General features: G+C 65.2%; 21 protein-coding genes and 3 tRNA genes. 18 read left to right on the top strand and 6 right to left on the bottom strand.

What is annotated here, in order from left to right:
* The first annotated feature begins 53 nt into the window (after positions 1 to 53).
* From ACXR2T_RS00210 to ACXR2T_RS00220, 3 genes are all read left to right on the top strand, one after another.
* Positions 54 to 1610 carry a leucyl aminopeptidase family protein gene (locus ACXR2T_RS00210; protein WP_458838129.1) on the top strand — a complete coding sequence of 519 codons (1557 nt, stop codon included), beginning with the start codon at positions 54 to 56 and terminating at the stop codon, positions 1608 to 1610.
* 3 nt (positions 1611 to 1613) lie between these two features.
* Positions 1614 to 2963 carry a M18 family aminopeptidase gene (locus ACXR2T_RS00215; RefSeq protein ID WP_458838128.1) on the top strand — a complete coding sequence of 450 codons (1350 nt, stop codon included), beginning with the start codon at positions 1614 to 1616 and terminating at the stop codon, positions 2961 to 2963.
* A gap of 81 nt (positions 2964 to 3044) precedes the next feature.
* Entirely contained in the window at positions 3045 to 3329 is a 285-nt protein-coding gene (locus ACXR2T_RS00220) for a hypothetical protein (RefSeq protein WP_458811563.1), read from the top strand.
* A 21-nt stretch (positions 3330 to 3350) separates the two neighbouring features.
* Here ACXR2T_RS00220 and ACXR2T_RS00225 read toward each other — a convergent pair whose 3' ends face one another.
* Entirely contained in the window at positions 3351 to 4286 is a 936-nt protein-coding gene (locus ACXR2T_RS00225; RefSeq protein ID WP_458838127.1) for an Lrp/AsnC family transcriptional regulator, read from the bottom strand.
* 247 nt (positions 4287 to 4533) lie between these two features.
* On the opposite strand from ACXR2T_RS00225, the gene ACXR2T_RS00230 reads away from it, so the two are divergent.
* The 4 genes from ACXR2T_RS00230 to ACXR2T_RS00245 are packed head-to-tail and all read left to right on the top strand — an operon-like array spanning position 4534 to position 10210.
* Positions 4534 to 5898: an MFS transporter gene (locus tag ACXR2T_RS00230; RefSeq protein ID WP_458811559.1), complete on the top strand. Its 1365-nt coding sequence runs from the start codon at positions 4534 to 4536 to the stop codon at positions 5896 to 5898.
* The gene (locus ACXR2T_RS00235; RefSeq protein ID WP_458838126.1) at positions 5898 to 7571 is read left to right on the top strand and encodes an amidohydrolase; all 1674 of its coding nucleotides are present in this window, start codon (positions 5898 to 5900) and stop codon (positions 7569 to 7571) included. The genes ACXR2T_RS00230 and ACXR2T_RS00235 overlap by 1 nt, the downstream gene beginning before the upstream one ends.
* A gap of 3 nt (positions 7572 to 7574) precedes the next feature.
* Positions 7575 to 9227: a thiamine pyrophosphate-dependent enzyme gene (locus tag ACXR2T_RS00240; protein WP_458838125.1), complete on the top strand. Its 1653-nt coding sequence runs from the start codon at positions 7575 to 7577 to the stop codon at positions 9225 to 9227.
* A complete protein-coding gene (locus ACXR2T_RS00245) occupies positions 9224 to 10210 on the top strand; it encodes a C-terminal binding protein (RefSeq protein WP_458838124.1) in 987 nt (328 codons plus the stop codon). The genes ACXR2T_RS00240 and ACXR2T_RS00245 overlap by 4 nt, the downstream gene beginning before the upstream one ends.
* Here the strand turns inward: ACXR2T_RS00245 and ACXR2T_RS00250 are convergent.
* The gene (locus ACXR2T_RS00250) at positions 10194 to 11405 is read right to left on the bottom strand and encodes an aminotransferase-like domain-containing protein (RefSeq protein ID WP_458838123.1); all 1212 of its coding nucleotides are present in this window, start codon (positions 11403 to 11405) and stop codon (positions 10194 to 10196) included. The two genes, ACXR2T_RS00245 and ACXR2T_RS00250, sit on opposite strands and share 17 nt — an antisense overlap.
* A gap of 216 nt (positions 11406 to 11621) precedes the next feature.
* On the opposite strand from ACXR2T_RS00250, the gene ACXR2T_RS00255 reads away from it, so the two are divergent.
* From ACXR2T_RS00255 to ACXR2T_RS00275, 5 genes are all read left to right on the top strand, one after another.
* Positions 11622 to 11694 (top strand) — tRNA-Glu (locus tag ACXR2T_RS00255).
* 35 nt (positions 11695 to 11729) lie between these two features.
* Positions 11730 to 11806, top strand: a tRNA-Asp gene (locus tag ACXR2T_RS00260).
* Between the two features lie 66 nt (positions 11807 to 11872).
* Positions 11873 to 11945, top strand: a tRNA-Phe gene (locus ACXR2T_RS00265).
* Between the two features lie 317 nt (positions 11946 to 12262).
* Entirely contained in the window at positions 12263 to 13309 is a 1047-nt protein-coding gene (locus ACXR2T_RS00270) for a hypothetical protein (RefSeq protein ID WP_458838122.1), read from the top strand.
* Positions 13306 to 13665 carry a GntR family transcriptional regulator gene (locus tag ACXR2T_RS00275; RefSeq protein ID WP_458838121.1) on the top strand — a complete coding sequence of 120 codons (360 nt, stop codon included), beginning with the start codon at positions 13306 to 13308 and terminating at the stop codon, positions 13663 to 13665. Before ACXR2T_RS00270 ends, ACXR2T_RS00275 begins: the two co-directional genes overlap by 4 nt.
* Before the next feature lie 25 nt (positions 13666 to 13690).
* Here the strand turns inward: ACXR2T_RS00275 and ACXR2T_RS00280 are convergent, their stop codons facing one another.
* On the bottom strand, positions 13691 to 14335 hold the full coding sequence (locus ACXR2T_RS00280) for a hypothetical protein (protein ID WP_458811546.1): 645 nt from the start codon (positions 14333 to 14335) through the stop codon (positions 13691 to 13693).
* A 173-nt stretch (positions 14336 to 14508) separates the two neighbouring features.
* Here ACXR2T_RS00280 and ACXR2T_RS00285 point away from each other — a divergent pair, with 173 nt between their 5' ends.
* The 5 genes from ACXR2T_RS00285 to ACXR2T_RS00305 all read left to right on the top strand — a co-directional run bounded on the left by ACXR2T_RS00285 (position 14509) and on the right by ACXR2T_RS00305 (position 17964).
* Positions 14509 to 15204, top strand: a complete 696-nt coding sequence (locus tag ACXR2T_RS00285; protein ID WP_458838120.1) for a hypothetical protein — start codon at positions 14509 to 14511, stop codon at positions 15202 to 15204.
* Positions 15198 to 16472: a sensor histidine kinase gene (locus ACXR2T_RS00290; RefSeq protein WP_489945466.1), complete on the top strand. Its 1275-nt coding sequence runs from the start codon at positions 15198 to 15200 to the stop codon at positions 16470 to 16472. Before ACXR2T_RS00285 ends, ACXR2T_RS00290 begins: the two co-directional genes overlap by 7 nt.
* Positions 16469 to 17137, top strand: coding sequence for a response regulator transcription factor (locus tag ACXR2T_RS00295; protein WP_458838118.1), 669 nt, complete (start codon positions 16469 to 16471; stop codon positions 17135 to 17137). Before ACXR2T_RS00290 ends, ACXR2T_RS00295 begins: the two co-directional genes overlap by 4 nt.
* 67 nt (positions 17138 to 17204) lie before the next feature.
* On the top strand, positions 17205 to 17387 hold the full coding sequence (locus ACXR2T_RS00300; protein ID WP_458838117.1) for an antitoxin VbhA family protein: 183 nt from the start codon (positions 17205 to 17207) through the stop codon (positions 17385 to 17387).
* A 127-nt stretch (positions 17388 to 17514) separates the two neighbouring features.
* Positions 17515 to 17964 (top strand): Fic/DOC family protein, encoded by a 450-nt coding sequence (locus tag ACXR2T_RS00305; protein ID WP_489945472.1) that lies wholly within the window; start codon positions 17515 to 17517, stop codon positions 17962 to 17964.
* Positions 17965 to 18138: 174 nt separating this feature from the next.
* Here the strand turns inward: ACXR2T_RS00305 and ACXR2T_RS00310 are convergent, their stop codons facing one another.
* A complete protein-coding gene (locus ACXR2T_RS00310) occupies positions 18139 to 19047 on the bottom strand; it encodes an ADP-dependent NAD(P)H-hydrate dehydratase (RefSeq protein ID WP_458838116.1) in 909 nt (302 codons plus the stop codon).
* Positions 19048 to 19220: 173 nt separating this feature from the next.
* Between ACXR2T_RS00310 and ACXR2T_RS00315 the strand changes: the two genes are divergently transcribed.
* A complete protein-coding gene (locus ACXR2T_RS00315) occupies positions 19221 to 20456 on the top strand; it encodes an Nramp family divalent metal transporter (protein ID WP_458838115.1) in 1236 nt (411 codons plus the stop codon).
* 119 nt (positions 20457 to 20575) lie between these two features.
* Here the strand turns inward: ACXR2T_RS00315 and ACXR2T_RS00320 are convergent, their stop codons facing one another.
* Both ACXR2T_RS00320 and ACXR2T_RS00325 read right to left on the bottom strand, forming a co-directional pair.
* On the bottom strand, positions 20576 to 21013 hold the full coding sequence (locus ACXR2T_RS00320) for a hypothetical protein (RefSeq protein ID WP_458838114.1): 438 nt from the start codon (positions 21011 to 21013) through the stop codon (positions 20576 to 20578).
* A 39-nt stretch (positions 21014 to 21052) separates the two neighbouring features.
* Positions 21053 to 23038 (bottom strand): heavy metal translocating P-type ATPase, encoded by a 1986-nt coding sequence (locus ACXR2T_RS00325; protein WP_458838113.1) that lies wholly within the window; start codon positions 23036 to 23038, stop codon positions 21053 to 21055.
* Positions 23039 to 23060: the final 22 nt, after the last annotated feature.

The following is a 23060-nucleotide window of genomic DNA, read 5'->3' on the forward strand; positions in this document are numbered from 1 at the left end:
GCCCCACGCGAACAAGCACCGAAGCGCGAAGCCCGCGGCGATAGGCTGGTCGCATGAGTGTTCAGATTGATGCAGCCTTCGATCCCGTCCCTTCTCTCTCACGCACTACGAGCGTGAGCCTCACTACAGAGGCCACCACCGGCCACGGCGCGCAGGCCGTGTTCGTGGCTGCTGAGGGCGATCTGCCCGCATCAGTGGGTGCCCTAGACCGCGAGGCGCTCGCCGCCGCTGGCTTCAAGGCTGGCTCCAACCAGACCCTCGTGCTGCCCGGCAGCCCCCTCACGGTTCTCGTGGGCACCGGCAAGACCGGCATCGAGACCGACGCTGAACTGCGCGATGCTGTCGCCGCGTTCACTCGTGCGGCCCGCGAGTGCGGCCACATCGCGGTCGATCTCACCGAACTACTGGGCACGGGCGAGTGGGATGCCGGCGTCGCTGTGCAGGCCGCCATTGAGGGCGCGGCCCTCGCCCGCTACCGTTACGACGCGCTGAAGAACGAGCCGGTCACGGTCGAACTCGCAGAGCTGACACTGCAGGTGCCCGCCGAGTACACCGAAGAAGCAGAGCAGGGGGTCGCCCGAGGCCTCGTGCTCGCCCGCACCGCGGCCATCGCGCGCGACGTCGCTAACACGCCGCCGCGTCACCTCAACGCCGACAAGTTTGGCGAGATTATCGAGCAGATCGCCCCCGAGTTTGGCCTGGGCGTCGAGGTCTTCGACCTGAAGCAGGTCGAAGAGATGGGACTGGGCGGCCTGCTCGGCGTGAACGCCGGTAGCGTGCAAGAGCCGCGCATGATCAAGCTGAGCTACCGCCCCGCCGACCCCGAGGGGCACCTCGCGCTCATCGGCAAGGGCATCATGTATGACTCGGGTGGCATCAGCCTGAAGCCCTCGAACGCGATGCACGCCGCCATGAAGTTCGACATGATGGGCGCGGGCGCGGTCTTCGCCGCCATGACCTCGTTCGCCGAGCTCGGCGTGCAAAGCGCCGTCACCGGCTGGCTGATGTGCACCGACAACATGCCGTCGGGTAGCGCCATGAAGCTGGGCGACGTGCTCACCATTCGCGGCGGCAAGACGGTTGAGGTGAAGAACACCGACGCCGAGGGGCGCCTGGTGCTTGCCGACGGCCTGGTGCTCGCAACCGAAGACACCGCGATAGGCGGCGAGCGCCCCGACGCGATCGTCGACATCGCGACGCTCACCGGCGCGGCAATGGCCGCGTTTGGCACCCGCACCGCGGCGATGCTCGCTAACAACGACCAGATCGCGGCGCAGCTCGAGGCCGCGGCTGAAGCGACCGACGAGAACATCTGGCGCATGCCGCTCGACCACCGTTACCGCGAACAGCTCAAGTCGAACGTGGCCGATCTGTCGAACATGGGTGGCGCATACGCCGGCGCGATTCTCGCGGCCCTGTTCTTGAACGAGTTTGTCGACGGCACCCCCTGGGGCCATCTCGACATCGCGGGCACGATGCAGTCTGAGAGCGATGACCTGTGGCGCTCGGTCGGCTCGACCGGTTTCGGCGCGCGTCTGCTGGCCGAGTTCGCCGCCGCATTCGAGGCGCCCGAAAAGCCCGAGGCCGCAGAAGCTGTGAGCGCCGAGTAACCAATGACCGCACTATTGGGCGACCAGAACGCCTACATCGACGCGATCGCCAAGTTCGTGGCCGCATCGCCCAGCTCGTACCACGCAGCCCACGAAGCTGCCGCGGCACTCACTGCGGCCGGCTTCGTCGGGCACGACGAGGCGGTCGCCTGGGCTCCCACCCAATCGGGCGCCCGCGGTTTCGTCGTTCGTGACGGCGCGATCATTGCCTGGCGTGCCGGATCGGGGGTGGGGCCGCAAAGCCCCGTGCGCATTCTCGGCGCACACACCGACTCACCCGGTTTTGTGCTCAAGCCGCAGCCCGATTTTGTGGCTGACGGTTGGGCGCAGGCGGGCGTCGAGGTGTACGGCGGGCCGCTCATCAACTCGTGGCTCGACCGTGACCTGGGGTTTGCCGGTCGCGTTGTGACGCGTGACGGCGCCGAGCACTTCGTGTGCACGGGAGCGGTGGCGCGCATTCCGCAGCTCGCGATTCACCTCGACCGCGAAGCGAACGAGGGGCTCACGCTCAACCGGCAGCGTCACACGCAGCCGGTGCTCGCAGTGCCGGGAGCGACGCCGGGCGAGGTGTCGGTGCTCGAGCTGCTTGCTGCCGCGGCAAACGCAGGTAACATCGCAACCAGTAGTGCTGACAGCAACGCTGGCAGCGGCACGAACGTGCGCGCGAGTGACATTGCGGGCACCGACGTACGATTGTTTGACACACAGCCGCCCGCCCGCATCGGGGCGACCGGTGAGTTCTTTGCCTCGCCGCGCATGGACAACCTGAGCTCGACGTTCGCGGGCCTCGTGGCGCTCATGGAGGCGGAGCCGCAGCCCGGCACCATTGCCATACTCGCAGCTTTCGACCACGAAGAGCTGGGCTCCTCAACGCGCTCAGGCGCCTGCGGGCCGTTTCTTGAAGACGTCCTGGCGCGCCTGCGCGCGGGGCTCGGGGCGACGGTCGAAGACACGGCGCGTGCCAATGCGTCGTCGTGGTGCGTCTCGGCAGATGCGGGGCACTCGGTGCACCCGAACTACCCCGAGAAGCACGACCCCAACGTGCGCCCGCTAGCGGGGCGCGGGCCGATGCTCAAGGTCAACGCGAATCAGCGCTACGCGAGCGATGCCCACGGTGCTGCCCTGTGGCAGCGTGCGTGTGCGGCGGCGGGTACGCCGACACAGGAGTTCGTGTCGAACAACACCGTGCCGTGCGGTTCAACCATTGGGCCGCTCACCGCGACGAGACTCGGCATTCGCACCGTCGATGTGGGGGTGCCGCTCTTGTCGATGCACTCGGCACGCGAGCTCGCCCATGTGAACGACCTGCACGGTCTCGCGCGCGCGACCGGCGCGTTTTTCGCAGGGGCGTAATCGGGCAAGTAAGCAGGGCCTAGAGGGGGCGCGCCGCGCTCCCTCTAGGCCGCAGGGCTGATCTTTCGCTAGGATCGAGCTATGAGTGAGATGCAGCAAACGGGATCGGGCGGTGTCGCCCTCTCACGGGAGACGCTGTCGCCGAGCGTGCAGCGCATCGGTGACCGCGATATCGAGTTCACCTACCTGGGCACGAACGCCGACGGCCAGCCCACCTGGATCATGTGGACCCCCAGTGAGCCCTACCTCATCGGCATGCTGTGCCAGGGACGCATGGGCTACCACTTCGAGCAGCGCACCAGCACGGGCGTGCTGCTGCACGAAAATATCTCGCTCAGCCGCGTACAGCGCGCTCTCGGCGGCTAGACTGCGAGCCTCACGCGCATCTCACCCGCGGCGCGGTTCGCGCGCTCCCAGCGTGCGGGCGTAGTCCTCTTTCACGATGTCGAGGTGCGTCCACGACTCAATCGCGGCGACCGCGGATAGCGCCCGCAGATCCTCTAACGTTGCCAGCAGCGTGCCCGCGCTCGGGCCCACGAGCGTCGCGATGAAGTCAAAGTTCCCGTGCGCCGACGCCGCAAAATCAATCGCCTGGGACTCCATAATGAAGTCGCGAATCTCATCGGTCGCACCGCGCGCCGTGATCCCAATGCCGATCGCGAGGCGACTGCGTGAGATGCCACCGGCCTTGATGGCCGAGATCCGGATCACGCCCGAGGCGATGAGTCGCTGCACCCGGGCGCGTACAGAAGAGGGTGACAGGTGCACCAGGTCTGCGAGCGTGCGGTAGCTGGCACGGCCGTCGTGCTGCAGATGTCCGATCAGCTCGTGGTCGAGCGCGTCGAGTTCGATTTCTGAACGCTGCTGTGACACAAAGAATCCCTTGAGGATCTCACCGTAGGTGGTCACGCGAATGCGCTCCACCCCGGGTAGCCTGCGAGCGTGCGCGAGCGTCTCGTGCAGCTCTGCTTGCCCAGCGTTGCGCGACTCGAATACGAGGGGGCAGGTGCCGCTCACGAGTGACACGAACACGGCACCCTCGAGGCGTGCTAGATCGGTGGCAACGGGGCGCGCGGGCCCATCGAGATCGACCATCGCGTGCGTGAGTAGGTGGTGGCCCGCAAACCCGGGATCAACGGCGGCGACTACGCGCAGCCCGCCCTGCGTGAACAAGAACTTGAGTCGGTGCGACACGAGGTCGCGTGAAACTCCAAACTGCTCGGCGAGGTCTTGAATGCTCGCACGGCCGTCGAGCTGAAGCGCATGAACTAGCTCGGCATCGAGACGATCGTGGTGGGCGTCTGCGCCTGGGCCGAGCGGCATGCGTGTCTCCTTCTCGCTGAAATACGCGGTAGTGTCAGTCAGTCTACGCATAAAGTTCGTAGAACTTGGCGATTCTGCACGCTTTGAGAACAAATGAGCGCGCAATCGTCGCATAACAAGTGTCAACGCCTGTAGTTCTGTGTGTATATGGGTGGCCGCGCGCCACAATCTCGCCTAGAGTCGCAGCTATATTCGTGCGCTCGGTACACCGGGCCACGCGCTTTACTTTGAAGCGAAGGAGCTTTGCATGTCATCAACAGCCGCGCCCATCCAGGAGCGCACGCACAAACGTGCGCTTCGGGCAGGGTTCGCCGCACTCGTCGGCACCTCGATCGAATGGTACGACTTCTACATCTACGCGACCGCTGCGGCGATCATTTTTCCGCACGTGTTCTTCCCCGAAGACCTCGATCCGGCGCTCGCGACCCTCGCTTCGTTTGGCACGTACGCGGTCGCGTTCTTCATGCGCCCGCTCGGTGGCATCATCTTCGGTCACATGGGTGACAAGCTGGGCCGCAAGCCCGCGCTCACGATCACGCTCATTCTCATGGGCATTGCGACCACGCTCGTCGGCCTACTGCCGAGCTACGCGACGATCGGCATGTGGGCGCCGGTCATGCTGATCCTGTGCCGCATGGTGCAGGGCCTGGCCGTCGGTGGCGAGTGGGGCGGTGCGAGCCTCATGGCGGTCGAGAGCGCACCGTCGAAGTGGAAGAACTTCTACGGCGGCTTCACCCAGGTGGGCAACCCGCTGGGCGCGCTCATGGCGACCGGTGCATTCTGGCTGCTCGGTTCGTTCGGCAACGACTTCTTGCTCGAGTGGGGCTGGCGTCTGCCATTCCTGTTCAGCATCGTGCTGATCGGTGTCGGCTTCTGGGTACGATTCAAGGTCGAGGAAACCCCGGTCTTCGAAGCGAAGGTTGAGGGGCAAGAGCAGTCGAGCCCGCTGCTGTTCTCACTCAAGAACAACTGGTTTCCCATTCTCATGGGCTTCTTGATCATCGCAATGTCCTCGGGCGGCTACGTGGTCGCGACGACGTTCGTGCAGAACTACGCTGACACCCCCGAAATCGGTCTCGATCCGATGATTCTGCTGGGCGCGATGACGATCGCCTCACTCGTTGAGATGCTCGTGACGCTGCCGATTGCGGCCCTCGGCGACAAAATCGGCTCCAAGACGGTCATGTACCTCGGCATCATTCCTTCGTTCCTCGTGATGATTCCGCTCGTGATGTCGATTCAGGCGAAGAATGTGGCGCTGATCTGGCTGTTCGTGATTCTCATTCGTGTCACGCTCAGCGGCGCGTGGGCGCCGCTGTCAACGCTCATGGCGCAGATGTTCCGCCCCCAGGGCCGGTACACGTCCATGTCGCTGTCGTACGGCATTGGTGCTGCAGTGTGGGGCGGTCTGTCGCCCGTCATCGCTTCGACACTGCTCGTCGTCACCGGCGGCAACTTCTGGTCGGTCGTCGCGTTCTTTGGCGTATTGACACTCGCCGCCGCGATCGGCGTGAAGTTTGCGCCGCAGCACTCCGACCTGGCACCCGTGACCAAATCTTTCAAGGCCCGCCTTGACACCACCCACATCGACACCGCAGGAGGAACCAAGTAATGCGCACGCTCGCAACCTACGACGCACGCGACTCGCAGCCCACGATCGTCACGGCACAGGCGATCCTCACCGTCGATGAGGCTCGCCCCACCGCAGAAGCAATGCTGACTGCCGGCGGCAAGATTCTTGCGATTGGTTCTGTGGCCGAGGTTGAGGCTGCCGCGGTCGCGGCGGGCGTTCAGCCCGAGCGCGCAGACTACCCCGACGCGACGATCGTGCCCGGGTTCATCGATGCGCACGCTCACCCGCTGATGTACGGTCAGCTGCTCACCTGGGTCGACATCACCCCCGCAGAAGTCGCCTCGATCCCCGAGATCGTGACGCGCATGCGCGCGGGCGCCGAGAAGCTCCCGGCAGGTGTGCCGGTGCGCGGGTTCGGTTACGAGCAGCGCAACCTCGCCGAGCGTCGCCACCCCACCCGCTTCGAACTCGACGAGATCGCGACCGACCGCGAGGTGTACATCATGAACGCCTCTGGCCACGGTGGCGTCGTGAACTCGTACACGCTCGAGAAGTACGGCATCACAAAAGATACCCCGAACCCCGAGGGCGGCGAGTTCTTCCGCGACGCTGCGGGCGAGCTCACGGGTGAGCTGTCTGACGCCGCCTGCAACGTACTCACGGGCCTGCACGGCGTGAAGATCGGCCACCACGGCCCCAACTTTCACCTGGGTGATGAGCCCGCCGAGCACCAGCGCCAGCTCGACCTCGTGCAGCGCGAGTTCCTCGCCGGTGGTGTCACCGCGATCGGCGACGCCCAGGTGTCGCAGCGCGAGATGGCGGCCTACCTTGAGATGGCAGGCCGCGGCGCGCTCAACATGCGCGTCTCGGCCTACTTCCTGTCGCACCTGCTCGACCAGGTGATCGAGCTCGGCATCACCGGCCCGTTCGGCAACTCGTTCCTCTCGGCCACCGGCATCAAGCTGTACGCAGACGGCACCCTGGGAGGCTGGACCGCCTACTTCCCTGAGGGCTACGCCGAAGACCCGTGCCGCAAGGGTCAGCTCTACCACGAGCCCCGCGAGTACACGGAGCTCGTGCGCAAGGCGCACGCGGCCGGTCTACAGACCGCGACCCACGCCCAGTCGCCCGTTGCCATCAAGATGGTTGTCGACGCGATCGAGGCAGCGCTTGAGGAGCGACCAGACGCAGACGCCCGCCACCGCATCGAGCACTGTGGCCTGCCCGCCGCCGAAGAGATCGCGCGCATGGCGAAGCTCGGCATTCGCCCCGTGAACCAGACTCAGCACTACTACAACTGGGGCGAGGGCGTCGAGCAGGCCATCGGCACCCCCGGTGAACGGTTCAACCCGCTCGGCGAGTTTCGAGACGCTGGCGTGCCGATCACAATCTCGTCTGACGCGCCGGTTGCCGAGCCACGCCCGCTCGAGGCAATTCAGGCGGCCGTGACCCGCGTGACCCGCCGCGGCAAGAAGCTCGGCCCCGACTCGCTGTGCATCAGCGCGGCGGAAGCACTCAAAGCGCATACGCTCGAGGGAGCAGTGTCGATCGGCCGCGAGAACGAGCTCGGCTCGCTCGAAGCGGGTAAGCGCGCTGACTTCGTGGTCCTTGCGGGCAACCCGCTTGAGACCACAGGCGCAGAAGTTTCACAGATCCAGGTGTTCGAGACTTGGGTGGACGGCACGAAGCGGTTCGCCGCCGAGGAGGCATAACCAATGACGCAGATTGAGCTAAGCGCGAAGCGACTCACGACCGGTTGGCTTGTGATGGAGACCATCGCGGGCTACGGTGTTGACGCGATCTTTGGGATCCCCGGCACCCACAACCTTGAGTTCTACCGGCCGCTGGGGGCGCTCGGCATTCGTCCCGTGACCACGCGTCACGAGCAGGGCGCCGGCTACGGTTCTGACGGCTGGTCGCTGCAGACGGGCAAGCCGGGCGTCGTCATCACGACGAGCGGCCCGGGCTTGCTCAACGCGCTCTCAGCTGCGGGCACCGCGTACTGCGAGTCGCGCCCCATGATCATTTTGGCGCCCGGCCCCGCCCGCGGCGCCGAGTTTGCTGACAAGGGCACGCTGCACGAGACGAAGGATCAGCTGGCTGCCGCCGCCGCGATCGTCGAGTGGGGCCGCCGCGTACAGACCGCCGCAGAAGCGGTGCAAGCGGTGCACGATGCGTTCGAGCTGTTCGCGACGACGCGCCCCCGCCCCATCTACATTGAGGTGCCGCTCGACCTGCTCGAGGAAGAGAACGACATCGATGCCGCGATCCTCGCAGCACGCGAGTTCGAGGCAACCCCAGCTCCGGATCAGGCGCTCGTCGCCCAGGCCGCCCAGTTGCTTGCGGGCGCCCAGGACCCCGTGATCCTCGCGGGCGGCGGATCGCGCGGCGCGGCAGCCGAGCTGCGCGCGGTGGCCGAGCGGCTGCAGGCGCCGGTCGTGACGACCCTCAACGCGAAGGGCGTGCTCGACGAGCGTCACCCGCTCGCCATCGGTTCGGCGCTGCGCCTGGCCGCCGCCCGCGACCGTGCACAGAACGCAGACGTGCTGCTCGTTGTCGGCTCGAAGCTGGGCGAGGCTGAGCTGTGGGTCGACGAGCTCGAAGCGCGGGGCACCGTGATCCGGATCGATCTGCTCGAAACCCAGCTGCACAAGAACCAGCGTGCCGACGTGGGGATCGTGGGCGATGCGCAGGCCGCGCTTGCCGCGATCGATGCCGAGCTGGCCACGGCAGAGCTCACGCCGCGCGACGCGGCGGCAGTGGCGGCGGGCGTCGAAGCGACTCGCGCCGCGGTGCGCGCCGAGTCCCTCGAACTCTCGGCAGTGAACACGCTGCTGGCCGAGGCGATTGCGGGCGCGCTGCCAGACAACGCGATCGTCGCGACTGACTCCTCGCAGGTGGCGTACTGGGGTCTGCTCAACACGCTGCGCGTGGCCACGCCGAACTCGACGCCCTACATGGCCACGTACGCGACTCTGGGGTACGGCCTGCCCGCGGCATTTGGCGCGCGCATTGCTGCTCCGGATCGCCCCGCGTTCACCGTGACCGGTGACGGTGCGCTCATGTTCTCAATGAACGAGTTCATCACGGTGATCGAGCAGCGCCTCGACGTGACCGTGATTGTCGTCGACAACGGTGGCTACGCCGAGATCAAGCAGAACGAACTCGACGCCGAGATCGCGCCCGTGGGGGTCGACCTCGTGCAGCCCGACTGGGCGGCCGTGGCGACTGCGTTCGGTGGCAATGGTCAGCGCGCAGCGAACGTTGCCGAGCTGAACGCAGCGGTGGCCGCAGCCGTCGCAGGTGGCGGACTGCAGCTGATCCACATCGACCAGGCAACCTTCGACGCCTCGGTGGCTGCCGCATGAGCGCCGTGAAGCCGATCGCCGTCTACACCGACGCCGACGACACTGACATCACGCCGGGCGTTGCGCTGCTGGAGGAGGCTGGCTTCGAGGTGCGCGTGCTGAACACGCGTGACTCACAAGCGATCATCGCGGGCGCACAGGGGGCAACCGTGCTGCTACCCGGCTACGCCTCCGTGACCCGCGAAGTGATCGAGGCACTGCCCGAGCTCAAGATCGTGGCGCTCATGTCGATGGGCTTCGACTACGTCGATCTCGATGCCGCCACTGAACACGGGGTGTGGGTGACGAACGTGCCCGGCGCCGCGACCGAAGAGGTTGCGACCCACGCGCTCGCGCTCACCCTGCACGCGGTGCGCCAGCTCGACTTCTACCTGGAGTCTGCAAAGCCCGGCACCTGGAACGACCGCGCCCCCGTGGCGCCCCCGCGCATGAGTGAACTCACGCTCGGTGTGGTGGGCCTCGGCAAGATCGGCCGCGAATACATTCGCGTCGCAGGGCCGCTGTTTGGGCGCGTGCTCGGCTATGACCCGATGCTGCCCGACACCCCTGAGGTGCAGGCCGATCTGGCTGCAGCCGGTGTGACCCGTGCGAGCCTGGAGGAGGTGCAAGCGCAGACGAACGTACTCTCGCTACACCTGCCGCTGTTCCCCTCGACAGAGAAGATGATCAACGCCGAGTTTCTGGCGGGCATGCCCGCGGGCGCTGTCATCGTCAACGTGTCGCGCGGTGGCCTCATCGACAGCGACGCTCTGGCGGCCTCGCTCGACGCCGGGCACCTGGCCGCTGCTGCGCTCGACGTGCTGGAGGAGGAGCCGCCCTCGGCTTCGCACCCACTCGTTGGACGCAGCGATGTCGTGCTCACGCCGCACATCGCGTACTTCTCGACTCGCACCGAGATCGAGTACGTGCGCATCCAGGCGCAGAACGCGGTGTCGGTGGTGTTCTCGGGCGCTCCTGATTCGCCCGTCAACACGCTCGCGTGAGCCGGGCAGTGGCCCGTGCGAGCCGTTCAAGGCCCGCAGCGATCTGATCCGGAGCTTCGAGTGAGAACGAGAGCCGCAGGTGCCGGTCTCCCGTGCCATCGGCAAAGAAGCCGGGTCCGGCGATGAACACGACGCCCTCTTCCACCGCGAGTGTGAAGAGGGCGTCTGCGCTGTAGCCCTCGGGCAGCGTGGCCCACACGAAGAAGCCGCCGCTCGGGCTAGTCCAGGTGGAGCCCGCGGGGAGCGCCTCGGCTAGCCCCGCGAGAAGCGCCTCGGCGCGCTCACGGTAGAGCGCGATGGTCTTGTCGAGCGTCGCGCGCCAATCGAAATCGCGCAGGTACGCAAGCGCGAGGTGCTGACTGATGAGCGAGGGATGAATGAGAGTCGCCTCAGACAAGAGCAGCAGCCGATCGCGCAGCGCACGCGGGGCGTACACCCACCCGATGCGAATGCCGGGGGAGAAAATCTTGCTCATCGAGCCGAGGTAGATCACGTCGTCGTCGTGGGCCTTGATCGGAGCGATGTGCGCGCCGGCGAAGCGCACGAGCCCGTACGGATCGTCTTCGATCACGGTGACGCCGGCGTCCTTGCAGATCTGTGCGATGACGGGGCGGCGAGCGGCAGACAGCGTCACGCCCGCGGGATTGCTGAAGTTGGGGATCGTGTAGAGCGCTTTGACGGTGCGGCCGGCCGCGCGCAGCTCGATGATGCGGCGCTTGAGTTCGTTGGGAATCAGGCCGTGCTCGTCGCACGCGACATGTTCGACGGCTACCTCCAGCCCCAGAAACGTGCTGATCGCGCCCACGTAGGTGGGGGCTTCGGCCAGCATCACGTTGCCCGGGTCACACAGCATCGCCGTCACCAGTTCGATGCCAAACTGCGAACCGGCGGTGATGAGGATCTCGTCGGGGTCGGGGGCGAGGCCTGTTGTGCGCATCAGTAGCGCGAGCTGCTCGCGCAGCGGGGCAATGCCCGACCCCGCCCCGTACTGCAGCACCTCGAGGCCCTGCGCTTTGATGAGGTGGGCGGCCGCCTCACCGAGCGCGTCGAGCGGCAGCTGCGTGAGATCGGGGTTGCCGCCGGCGAGTGAGATCATGCCCGGTTCCATCGAGACGTCCCACACCGACCGCACGGGGGAGGGGCGAAAGAAGCGCTCGCGCCTTGCGAACCTTGCGTGTGGGGCCGGGGATTGCATGGCGCAGCTCCTCTCGAGCAGGCACTGGTCGATACCCCCATGCTGCCAGCGTGCGCGGCGTTTGGGAAGAAAGTGGCGCAATTATGCGGATCCCGCACTGCGACCCGCCCGGGAATCGCCGTTTTGGGGCCTCGATTTGCGGGGGTGGGAGATGGTCGCGTAAAGTCATATCTTGTTAGCGAGGAAGTCAAGAAGAAGTTCAGAATGAATCGCTTCGGCCCCATCGTTTAGTGGCCTAGGACACCGCCCTTTCACGGCGGCAGCACGGGTTCGAATCCCGTTGGGGTCACTGAGGAACTTGCTAACACACAATTGAATATGTAAGGCCCTGTAGCGCAGTTGGTTAGCGCGCCGCCCTGTCACGGCGGAGGTCGCGGGTTCAAGTCCCGTCAGGGTCGCCAGATGAAGAGCCCTTCTTATGGAAGGGCTTCTTCGTCTCAGGTGACAAATTCTTGAATGAGTCGCCTGGCTCTGTAGCTCAGTTGGTAGAGCGTTCGACTGAAAATCGAAAGGTCACCGGATCGATGCCGGTCGGAGCCACGTAGCGGAGATTACACCGCTGCTGAACCCCCAAGAGGCTTCTACTCTTGGGGGTTCCTTTATTTTTCGGCGCTGGTAGCGTGGGGCCCTGTGTTGCGGTCGCCAGCCTGCGTACTCTCTTCTTCTTGTGTACTCCCGTCGCCATCCTGCGCGACGCTGCTTACGGGTCATCCTGCGCGACGAAGGAGTCGCAGGATCCACGTCGGCCCGAGCCGGACACCTCGGCTCTTTGGGCACTCATTCACCATCTTGATCCATGATCACGACACAACTTGTGCTATCTTTGCGCTACAAGAAGTTGAGAATGGAGTGATGACATGGATGTTTTGTACTGGCTTGTCTGGCAACTCAAGGAAGTGTTTCCCGTTGAGATGGCGCTCACGCTCGGTGTCGTGTTCTTCGGGCTTTCGTGGATTCGTCCGCGCAGGATCATCTCGTTCTCCCCGGGCACGAGGCGTCTCTCGGTGCTCACGGCGACGGGGGTGGCGGGGTCGCTCGCGGTGCTCGCTGTTGCTTCCTTGGCGAACGCGCTCGCTCTTACCGATCCTTTGCAAACGAACTGGGGCGGCTGGTGGCAGCGCCCGCTCCCTCTGCTGGCCGCGGCGTGCGTCATCGCTCTTGCTGCGATCGTTATGAAGCGCGCACCGATGCCGCCGATGACTCAGGGCGCGATCGTGCCGCGTCGCCATTGGTGGGCATTCGCGTCGCCCACGCTGCTCTGGCTTGCTGCTGCGTGCGCCGTGGCACTTCTGCTCACCGTCACGTGGCACTCGGCTATCGGGGTGTCGGCTCCTGCAGGGGCCGACCGTTACGGAATCGGCCCGCTGCAGAAAGACCTTCCGGTGTACATGGCAGCGCCCGATGGGGTCGGGTACATCTGGGGTGCGGGCTGGCCTCACCACCTCGCTACTATGGTCGTCTTGCTCCTCGCCGCTGCGGTGTCCATGCGGGCGCTGGCGAGTGACGCGAATCGTCCTGGCTTCGCGTTGGGCGCAGCCGGCGGCGGGTCCGAGGATCGCAGAGTAACCGCGCGCCTGTTCACCCTCGTTTTTCTCGGCGGTGTGCTGCTCACCCTCGGCGCTGTGTGGGCGCACATCGGGTTCATCGGCGAGTTCATCGTCGGCATCTATCCTCAGGTACCAGGCAGGGGCGGGCAGCCGATCGTCAATGTCGGCACGGGATACGGAGACTTCGCGTTCCTGATGCACAAGGGCGGGTACGTCCTCCAGGGTGTTGGCGCCGCGCTCCTGCTTCGGCTGGCAATCGATTCCATCCGTGCTCGCCGAGCCGTGACCAGGGACCGGCAGGCCCCTGCTGAGCGCGCGGAAGCCTCAGTAGACACGAGCACGGAGATCGTGCAATGACACCCTCGGAGTCGCCCTCGCTGCGTACCGCCGAAGACATCACGGACCTCTTCCGCGGTGCTATCCGTTCAGGGCAGCTCGGCGGTGGGGAGCGCCTCCCGACCGTCCGGCAAACCGCCCGCGACTTCGGTATCGCCCAGGGTACCGCTGCAAAAGCCTACCGAGCCCTCGAGCAAGAAGGACTCGTCGTGACTCGAACTGCCGCAGGAACACGGGTCGCCCCCGGGGCCGCACGCGCACCGCAAGCAGTCGTCGAACGAGCACGCGCACTCGTTGAAGCCGCCTATGAATCGGGCACCAGCTTCGACGAAGCAACGAGCGTATTGCGCGCCCTCTGGCCGACCACCACCGACTGAACCGGAGCCGTGCGCCCTCAAAGATCTATCCCACCGCTGCGCGTTCGTGACGCTGGCTGCGCGCGATCAGCAGCGCGGCCACCACAAGCCATAGCGGCAGCAGCAGGTAGCCGATCATGCCGCCCGGCGGAATATGCAGTGCGCCGAGCGTCACAAGCACTCCGAGTATGAGCGTGACGATCGCAAACCAACGTGGAAGCGCGCCGCCCCGCAGAGCACCGATCCCGATCGAGACAAACACGGTCGCAAGTCCCGCCAGCATCCCCACCCAGCCGGGCCAAGCGAGGTAGCCGATCGCGGTCGTGGCGGCGGCGTTGCCGTCAGCCGCCGCCGACAGTAGCGCGAAGTCGCGCACCGCCATCTGAGCGAGGGCGACCGCGACGAGGAGCCAGCCGCCAAACGCAACGGCAGACGCGCCCGCCTCTGCGGCCTCAGTGGCCCGCAATGCGGCGCGTGTAGCGGCCGCAAAGTAGACGAGCGACATCGCGGTCGCCATGAGTAACGCCATGTGCACCATGTTCGCCAGTGTGTGCTCGCGTAGCACCTGCACGCTCGCGCCACCCGGATCATCGGTCTCGCCAACCACACCAACAAACATTTGTGCCGTCCAGCACACCGCCGCAATCACCCCAGACCACGGTAGAAATCGTTCGAATCGACTGCGTGACATGATCTGCTCCTTTCGTATCTTTCACTGCGTTACTTGCGTTCTGAAGGCCGGTTGCCCTCACCCACAAGCGTGCGCTCAGCGTGGGCCCAGGCGCATGGGGCACCTTCCCGCTGCTGCCGGGAAGAAATCCCGGGAGCATAGCCCGGCGAGATCGGCGCGGGTACATTGAAGCCATGAACGCCGCCGCCAGCACCTCGCTGATCCCCCTGGGGTTAGGCGTGCTCGTGCTGCTGTGGCGCGGCCCCGCAACAATCGGCTGGCTGCTCATCGCGCACGCGCTGTCAGTGGCATTGCTGCTCGGGCCGCCGCTCGCCCTGCTCCCCAGCGCCATCGCTGGCCCGCTGCGCCAAGCGAGCCAGGGCGCTTGGGTCTTCTTGTATCTGTGGCTCGTGCTCATCGCCTATCTTGTGCCAAGCGGTCGCCCCGCATCACGCGCGTGGCGACGCTGGCTCTGGCTGTGCATGGCGGGTACGGTGCTGTTTCTTCTCGGTGCAGCTGCAGCGCCGGATCCCGGGTTTGCGCAGCTGGCACCGGTAGTCAGCGGTTCGCAGTGGCTGCCCGAAGTCGTGGCGAACGTGCTGGGGGTCGTGGGGCTGGTCAGTGTGATTGCGTTTATCGGTGGTGCGGTCGTATCGGTGGGCGTACGTATGCGCGGGGCCGTGGGAGATGAACGACGAAGCCTGCTCTGGCTGGTGTGGGGTGCGCTGTCGCTGCCGCTCGGGCTGCTGCTGTTTTGGCTTAACGTCTGGTTCTTTGCCGAGCAGACGTGGGTGATAGAGGTGACACTCGTGTCATCACGGTGGGTATGCCGCTCGCGATCACAGGCAGCGTCTTCGCTCACGGGCTGTTTGACATTCGGCCAGTGGTGAGCCATTCACTGCTCTGGCTGGCGCTCACTGGTGCGGTGTTGGCGCTCTACGCTGCCGCCTTATGGGGTGCCGCGCGCCTGCTTGGGAGCAGCGGGCTGGGCGGCATCGTCGCCGTCGGAGTCGTGGCGATCGCGATTCATCCGGCCGCGACGTGGCTGCGGCGCCGCATCGAACGCTGGGTGTACGGCTATCGTGCCGCGCCGGGGGAGGCCCTGAGGCTTCTCGGTGAGCGAGTAGACCAGGCTGCCGGGGCAGACGTGACTGAACTCGTCATGGTGACCGTCGCTGAAGCGCTGAACGCAGAACGGGTGTGGCTGGAGCCATCCGGGTCGCGTGCTGCGAACGCCGATGTAACCGGGCTGAGTGCAGTACAGGCGCACCCCTCGGTGACCATTCAAGCACCCCTCGTGCATAGCGGTAGGCCGCTCGGTACCGTCGTAGCGCGGGCACGAGAGGGCAAACGATTTGCTGCGGCAGATGCGCAGTTGCTCTCAGACCTAGCGCACTATGCCGCCGCGCTTATCGCGGCCGAACAGCTCGCAGTCGATGTGGGGGCGTCTCGTGAAGCGATCGTCAGAGCCCGTGAAGAAGAACGACGCAGGCTCCGCCGAGATCTTCACGATGGGGTTGGGCCGGCGCTCGCGGCCGTGTTGCTGCAGTTGGCTGCCGCGAGCCGAGGGGCACCGCCAGGCAGTGACTCGCTGATTCGCGAAGCCCGAAAGGAAGTGCGCGAAGCGATCCGGGAGGTGCGCAGGTTGGTGAACGACCTTCGACCTGCTGCGCTCGATGAGTTAGGACTTGTCGGGGCAGTGCGAGCTCGAGTCGCGGGCATGACTGCGGGGCTGGGTGTCGATGTTGAGGCAGGCGCTGGTACAGGCGCTGGTACAGGCGCCGATACAGACGCCGATGCGGGCGTCGCGCAGCTGCCCGCGGCTGTTGAGGTCGCGGCCTATCGGATCGCCCTGGAATCGGTAACCAACGTGGTGCGCCACGCGGCGGCGAGCCACTGTAGAGTTTCGTTCCACATCGCTTTTGACGTTGCGTTGGGTCGTGTGCTGGTGGTGGAGATCGCAGATAACGGTCGCGGACTGCAGCTGACCCAGTCGCTTGCTCGAACCGACTCGCTCGCCGGGGTGGGTTGGCGGTCGCTACAAGAGCGTGCGGCAGAACTCGGGGGCAGCTGCGAACGTTACGAACGACCAACCGGTGGGCTTGTGGTCACTGCGAAGTTGCCCTTACACGCTACGGTAACCGAGGAGAAGTCATGATCACGGTGTTGATTGCAGACGATCATCCGGCGTTTCGGCGAGGGATTGCGTTGATGGTGGGCGATCTTGCGGGCGTCGAGCTCGTGGGGTCAGCGCATGATGGGGAACATGCGGTGTCGCTTGCGCAGCAGCTTCGGCCAAGCGTTGTGCTGATGGACATCAAGATGCCGGGGCTCGACGGTATTGAGGCAACCAGGCGAATCGCGCAGATGAGCCCGGCCCCTGCGGTGCTCATACTCACGATGTTTGAAGACGACGATTCCGTGTTCGCGGCGATGCGCGCGGGGGCGCGGGGATATCTCCTCAAGGGGGCCGAGGAAGACGCAATTGAGGCGGCGATTCGTGCCGCAGCTGTGGGCGACGCGGTCTTCGGAGCAGAGATCGCCGACCGGGTAATCGGCCACTTTGCCTCGGGAGCTACCGCGGCTGAATCGGCGCTCCCAATGTTGAGCGCCCGCGAACGTGAGGTGCTGCAACTCATGACGCTCGGTAAGACAAACGCGGCAATTGCACACGAACTCATGATCAGCCTGAAGACCGTGCGCAACCACGTGTCAAATATTCTGACGAAGCTGCGAGTCCCGGATCGAGTCGCTGCGATTACACGGGCGCGGGCGTCACGAGAGCCCACCGCTTCGGGAGGTCGCGACGACGGCCCACTATAAGAGTGGGCCGATGCATTTTAAGCACCCCGCGATAGAATTAGTGACTATCGGCGAAGGAGGTATGGGGATGAGTGCACAGGATCAACGAGAAACCTTGGTTAATCAGACGGTACACAGTGCCATGCTCGAAGGGCTCAATGTCAGCTCGGCGTTCCGAGAAGATAGTGACAAATACGTCGCTGGGGTGATCAGTGCTGATGAGCTCGTAGAGCTTACCCGCGAACGGTTCGGACTTGCCGCAAACACCTGATCCTTACTTAGACCCCCATACAGGGGTGCTGCGTAATAAACCCGGAGCCGATACTGCAGAAGCGCTTGCGGCAATCGAGGTTGACCTCACTGTGAGTCGCACGATCCAACTTCAGACTTACAACCTTGTGCCCGGCACTCGGGACTTGGCCGAATTGCAGGCGCTCCATCAGCACATCTTCCAAGACCTATTCGACTGGGCTGGGCGCCTCCGAACTATCGATATGCGGCGAGGCCAAGGGCAGTTCTTCGCGCCACAGGCGGGGCTCGAGACAAACGCATTCCACGTCTTCACATCACTGAAAGACAAAAAGTTCCTTCAAGGCCTGGGTCGAGCATCGTTTGTTGATGAACTTGCAGTATTTTATGACCAACTCAATTACATTCACCCCTTTCGCGAAGGCAATGGGCGGACTCAGCGATTGTTTTGGTCGAGAGTCGCGCACGACGCAGGCTGGGTGCTTGACTGGCGCCCAATCCATGGTGAGGAGCTTAACGAGGTCAGCAGAGCGGCACGGGAAGAGGGAAAGCTTGCAGCCCTTCGAGATGCTCTCGCGCAGTGCGTAGCGCCAACTTGAAGGCGTAGGGTTGCAGCAGCAAAACACGTCTTCTCGTATGTCGACGTTTCCGGAATAAGCCGGATCCCTCGTTGATTCTTTGCACCAAAGACTTGGCCATCAGGTCGGTGGTCACAGCGCTGACACGAAGACGCTCGGGGGCAGCGATGTGCCGAAATACCGTGGCAAGCGGCATCATATGGCCGTCAATGACGCGATCGCCGCGGGCACGCTGTTTGCCACGTCAAGCGCCGTGATCGGTGACCCTGTGCACAACGCTGGGTCAACAGTGTGATCGCCCGACGCAATGCGTGCGGCCGCGTCATGAACGAGGGCAGCGGTGGCCGCCAGCGGGCCGAGTACCTCGGGGTCGGTGACTACCTGGGGCGCATGGCGCGCGACCAGTGCACCGAGGATGCCGGCGAGTACATCACCTGTGCCAGCCGTCGCCAACCACGGGGTGGCCGGGCCCACCGATAAAAGCCGGCCGCTCGGGGTTGCGACAATGCTCGTCGAACTCTTGAGTAGCACAGTTGCTGAAAGGTGAGCGGCAAGGCGTGCGGCGGCCGCAGCTTGATCGGCGTCGGCAGCTAACTCAGGGAGCCCTGTGGCTGCCCAGAGCCTGCGAAACTCTCCGATGTGCGGGGTGAGCACAGCCGGGGCGCTGGTGATGTCTCGAGTGAGCGTCGTTGTGAGGGCGCCTGCATCGACCACGAGCGGCGCGTGCCCCTGATGAAGGGCGTTGAGCTCGGTGGTCTCAGCGTCCACCCGGTCGGCCGGGTCGGTGCCCGAACCGAGCAGCCAGGCATCGCAGGGCCCTGCGCCAAACAAAGTTTCGGGCCTGGCGGCGAGCACTGCCGCCGCAGCTGAGGGAAGCCCCTGGGCGACGCCTCCTAGCGGTTCAATGGGCGAAATGTATCGGAGCATTCCTACGCCGGTGCGCCAGGCTGCGCTCACACCCAGCACCGCGGCTCCCGGGTATCGTGCAGACCCGATGCGTGCCGCGAGCACACCGCGCGTGAGCTTGTAATCCTTGGGCCCGGGCGGCCTGAGCCAGGAGCGAGCATCTGGTGCTTGCCACGAAACGAGTGCTGCTGTGCCCATGATTTCCTCTCGCTCAGCGCCGCGTCCAACTGGCATCACGCTAACACGAGCAAAGCCCCAAGCACCGAAAAGACCAATCCAAAGGTGCTACCATCATAAATGTTCGGCATGTCGAACTTTTTGAGTTAGGCACCTGTTTTGATTCGAATGGAGCGGTAACAACGGTGAAGACTGTGGCCAATCAGGCAGCGGGGCAGAAGACTAAATCAGCGCCGGTCTGGCTGCTCGGCCCAGCGATGGTGGCGGGCGTCGCCTACCTTGACCCGGGTAACGTTGCGGTCAATATGTCGGCGGGGGCCCAGTTTGGGTTCTTGCTCGTATGGGTGCTCGTGGCGGCGAATGTCGCGGCATGGCTCATCCAATACCTCTCTGCAAAGCTGGGGCTCGCCACGGGGTCGAGCATGGCTGAGCTGCTGGGTGCGCGGATGAAGACCCGCCGCGGCCGCATTCTCTACGGCCTGCAGGCTCAGTTTGTGGCGATCGCGACTGATGTCGCAGAAGTGATCGGCGGCGCTGTCGCCCTCTGGATCCTTTTCGATATTTCACTCGTCGCGGGCGCGATCATCACGGGAGTGGTTTCGACGGCGTTGCTTTTTGTGCAGGCCAAACGGGGCGCCAAAACGTTTGAGTTTGCCATCATGGGGCTCATCATCGTGATCGTGATCGGGTTTTGTTACGGCCTCTTCGTCGCACCACCCGCCCCGGGCGACGTTCTGGGTGGCATGGTGCCGAAGTTTGACGGTGCGCAGTCGGTGCTGCTCGCCGCGAGCATTATGGGGGCGACCGTTATGCCGCACGCCATCTACGCTCACTCGTCACTCGCACGCGACCGATTCAGCACGGGGCCGCGCGTGCCCCTGCCCAGGCTGATTCGAGCGACCCGCATTGATGTCACCATCGCGCTCACCATTGCGGGGACGGTGAACCTTGTGATGCTGCTCGTGGCCGCCACCGTGCTTCCTGGAGTCGATGGCACAGATACGCTCGAGGGGGCGCACGCCGCCATCGAAACAGCACTCGGCACGACGGCCGGGCTGCTGTTCGCGATCGCACTGCTTGCGTCGGGGCTCGCCTCGACCGCGGTGGGCGCTTACGCCGGCAGCGACATTATGGGCGGTCTATTTCGCACGCGGTTGAAGCTCATTACGCGCAGGCTCATCACCATCATCCCCGCGATCGTCGTGTTGGCGGTGGGGGTCGACCCCACGTTCGCACTCGTATTGAGTCAGGTGGTGCTGTCCTTTGGTATTCCGTTCGCGCTCGTGCCGCTGGTGTGGCTCACCTCGCGCCGCAGCATCATGGCTGGCGCCACGAACGCGGCGTGGACGACGGCCGCGGGTTGGGGTGTCACAGCCGGCATCGTGGCGCTCAACGTTGCGCTCATCGTGCTCGAACTCGGCCTCCTGTAAGCGGGCGTTGCTCGCGTGCCGCTCCCTGAAGTTGGGCGGCATTGCTAGCGAAATAGATTTCGAACTCAGTCAGCTTTACTGGTCTAGGAACGACCTCGCCGCGTTTCCTGTTCATAGTCTTAGGGGCGTGGAGCCCGACGTGGCGGATCAGTAAATTCAACCGGATCAGTGGGCGTCATATCCATCGCGTATGCGGCGGCGGTTTCGCGCCACTCCGTTTGCACGCGCAGCAGTCGCTCAAAACTGCCGAGCTCACTGGCGGAGTATAGGAGGCTCTCGATCTCTGTCGCGTACTCAGCGAGTTCACTGTCTTTGAAGTCGTTGGCCCAAGCAAATAGTTCGGTGAGCGCGACTTCAACGTTGCCGCTATTGCGGTGGATCGCTCTGATGAGTTGACTTGAGAGCGCTACGCCGCTCTCGAGCACATCGAGGTCATGGCCCCGCAAAATAACCAAGTCGTCGCCGTCTCGGCGCGTGATGCGCACCTGCTCTTCGTTGATGCGCGCAAGCACCTCTTTTGGCCTACGCAGAAGGTCTGTGAATGTGGCAGTGCTCATACCCTCAGGGTACATCAGACAAACATCAGATATCTAGTGTCACCCGGGCCGCAGGTCGAGTCTGCGCAACAGCTGCGCGTTCAGCGCCACGACCACCGTCGAGAGCGACATTAACACCGCTCCCACCGACATCGGCAACACGAACCCCACGGGCGCGAGCACGCCCGCCGCGAGCGGCACCGACACCAGGTTGTACCCGGCCGCCCACCACAGATTCTGTTTCATCTTGCGGTACGTGGCGCGCGACAGCGCGACCACCTGCAGCACCGAGCGCGGGTCGTCGCTCGCGAGGATCACGCCCGCCGAAGCGATCGCGACGTCGGTGCCGGCCCCAATAGCGAGCCCCACATCGGCCTGCGCGAGCGCGGGGGCATCGTTCACGCCGTCACCCACCATCGCGACGACTCGGCCTTCGCCCTGCAGCTCGCGCACCTTCGCTGCCTTGTCTTCGGGGTGCACGCCCGCAAACACGCGATCGATGCCCAGGTCGTGTGCAACCGACTGCGCAACGGCCCAGGCGTCGCCCGTGATCATCACGACTGTGACGCCTTGGGTGTGCAGGGCGTCAACGGCCTGACGCGACTCGGGGCGCGTCTCGTCGGCGAGCGCGAGCGCCCCCACGACCGCGCCGTCTCGCAGCACGTGCAAGATCGTCGCCCCGCTCGCGCGCCACTCGTCGGCGGCCGGGTGCTCCGCCGCGCCCTCCTCGGCGAGCAGGTGCGGGCCGCCCACGCGCACACGGCTCCCCGCCACGGTCGCGGTCACGCCCACCGCGGGCGACGACGCAAATTCCGAGCTCGCGGGCACGTCGAGGCCGCGGTCTGCCGCGGCCCGCACGATCGCCTGCGCGAGCGGGTGCTCGCTGTCTGACTCGGCGGCGGCGGCGAGCGCGAGCATCTGATCCGGATCAATGCCCGGCGTCGTGTCGAGGTGCGTGACGACCGGGGTGCCGCGAGTGAGGGTGCCGGTTTTGTCGAACAGCACGGTGTCGACGGTGCGCATGCGTTCGAGGGCGAGGCGGTCTTTGATGAGTATGCCGCCGCGGGCGGCGCGCTCGGTCGCGATCGATACGACGAGGGGGATGGCGAGGCCGAGGGCGTGCGGGCAGGCGATGACGAGCACGGTGATGGTGCGTATGACGGCGTCGTCGGGGCGGCCTGTGAGGGTCCAGATGATCGCGGTGATGATGGCGGCCCCGAGGGCGAACCAGAATAGCCAGCCGGCGGCGGTGTCGGCGAGGCGTTGTGCGCGCGATGACGATTGTTGCGCCTCGGTGACGAGGCGCTGAATGCCTGCGAGGGCAGTGTCATCGCCGGTGGCGGTGATCTCGATGCGCAGACCCGAGTCGGTGGCGACGGTGCCGGCGGTGACGTGTTCGCCCTCGCTGCGGGTGACGGTGTGAGATTCGCCCGTGACCATCGACTCGTCCATGGCCGCGCTGCCATCGGTGATGCGGCCGTCGGCGGGCACGCTGGCGCCGGGGCGCACGATCACGACGTCACCGACGTTGAGCTCTGCGGGCGAGACGGTGACGACTTCACCGCTGGGCTCGACTCGTTCGGCTTCGTCGGGGAGGAGTGCGGCGAGTGAGTCAAGGGCTGAGGTGGTTTGGGCGAGCGAACGCATCTCGATCCAGTGCCCGAGCAGCATGATCACAATAAGGAGCGCGAGCTCCCACCAGAAGTCGAGCTCGTGGTGAATGAGGCCGAGGCTCGCACCCCACGACGCGAGAAACGCGACCGTGATGGCGAGGCCGATGAGCAGCATCATGCCGGGCGTGCGAGACCGGATCTCGGTGATGGCTCCGGTCAGAAACGGCCTGCCACCCCACGCATACATCAGCGTTCCGAGGGCGGGGGAGACCCAGGTGAGGGCTGGCAGATCGGGCAGCGGGTACCCCACGATCATCGCGAACATGGGTGACAGCAGCACGGTGGGTATCGCGAACACCAGCATGATCCAGAACAGGCGCCGATACTGTGCGACGTGATCGTGGTGCATGTCGTGGTGCATGTCGTTGCTCATGGTGACCTCGGTGGAGCGCTCG

It is taken from the genome of Leucobacter faecis, assembly GCF_054456635.2.

What these genes read in the sequence shown, in the direction of transcription:
- ACXR2T_RS00275 (WP_458838121.1), top strand. Translation starts at nt 13,306, where the DNA reads ATGACACCCTCGGAGTCGCCCTCGCTGCGTACCGCCGAAGACATCACG.
- ACXR2T_RS00320 (WP_458838114.1), bottom strand. Translation starts at nt 21,013, where the DNA reads ATGAGCACTGCCACATTCACAGACCTTCTGCGTAGGCCAAAAGAGGTG.
- ACXR2T_RS00270 (WP_458838122.1), top strand. Translation starts at nt 12,263, where the DNA reads ATGGATGTTTTGTACTGGCTTGTCTGGCAACTCAAGGAAGTGTTTCCC.
- ACXR2T_RS00230 (WP_458811559.1), top strand. Translation starts at nt 4,534, where the DNA reads ATGTCATCAACAGCCGCGCCCATCCAGGAGCGCACGCACAAACGTGCG.
- ACXR2T_RS00325 (WP_458838113.1), bottom strand. Translation starts at nt 23,038, where the DNA reads ATGAGCAACGACATGCACCACGACATGCACCACGATCACGTCGCACAG.
- ACXR2T_RS00295 (WP_458838118.1), top strand. Translation starts at nt 16,469, where the DNA reads ATGATCACGGTGTTGATTGCAGACGATCATCCGGCGTTTCGGCGAGGG.
- ACXR2T_RS00300 (WP_458838117.1), top strand. Translation starts at nt 17,205, where the DNA reads ATGAGTGCACAGGATCAACGAGAAACCTTGGTTAATCAGACGGTACAC.
- ACXR2T_RS00240 (WP_458838125.1), top strand. Translation starts at nt 7,575, where the DNA reads ATGACGCAGATTGAGCTAAGCGCGAAGCGACTCACGACCGGTTGGCTT.
- ACXR2T_RS00225 (WP_458838127.1), bottom strand. Translation starts at nt 4,286, where the DNA reads ATGCCGCTCGGCCCAGGCGCAGACGCCCACCACGATCGTCTCGATGCC.
- ACXR2T_RS00280 (WP_458811546.1), bottom strand. Translation starts at nt 14,335, where the DNA reads ATGTCACGCAGTCGATTCGAACGATTTCTACCGTGGTCTGGGGTGATT.
- ACXR2T_RS00220 (WP_458811563.1), top strand. Translation starts at nt 3,045, where the DNA reads ATGAGTGAGATGCAGCAAACGGGATCGGGCGGTGTCGCCCTCTCACGG.
- ACXR2T_RS00285 (WP_458838120.1), top strand. Translation starts at nt 14,509, where the DNA reads ATGAACGCCGCCGCCAGCACCTCGCTGATCCCCCTGGGGTTAGGCGTG.
- ACXR2T_RS00215 (WP_458838128.1), top strand. Translation starts at nt 1,614, where the DNA reads ATGACCGCACTATTGGGCGACCAGAACGCCTACATCGACGCGATCGCC.
- ACXR2T_RS00235 (WP_458838126.1), top strand. Translation starts at nt 5,898, where the DNA reads ATGCGCACGCTCGCAACCTACGACGCACGCGACTCGCAGCCCACGATC.
- ACXR2T_RS00245 (WP_458838124.1), top strand. Translation starts at nt 9,224, where the DNA reads ATGAGCGCCGTGAAGCCGATCGCCGTCTACACCGACGCCGACGACACT.
- ACXR2T_RS00250 (WP_458838123.1), bottom strand. Translation starts at nt 11,405, where the DNA reads ATGCAATCCCCGGCCCCACACGCAAGGTTCGCAAGGCGCGAGCGCTTC.
- ACXR2T_RS00210 (WP_458838129.1), top strand. Translation starts at nt 54, where the DNA reads ATGAGTGTTCAGATTGATGCAGCCTTCGATCCCGTCCCTTCTCTCTCA.
- ACXR2T_RS00310 (WP_458838116.1), bottom strand. Translation starts at nt 19,047, where the DNA reads ATGGGCACAGCAGCACTCGTTTCGTGGCAAGCACCAGATGCTCGCTCC.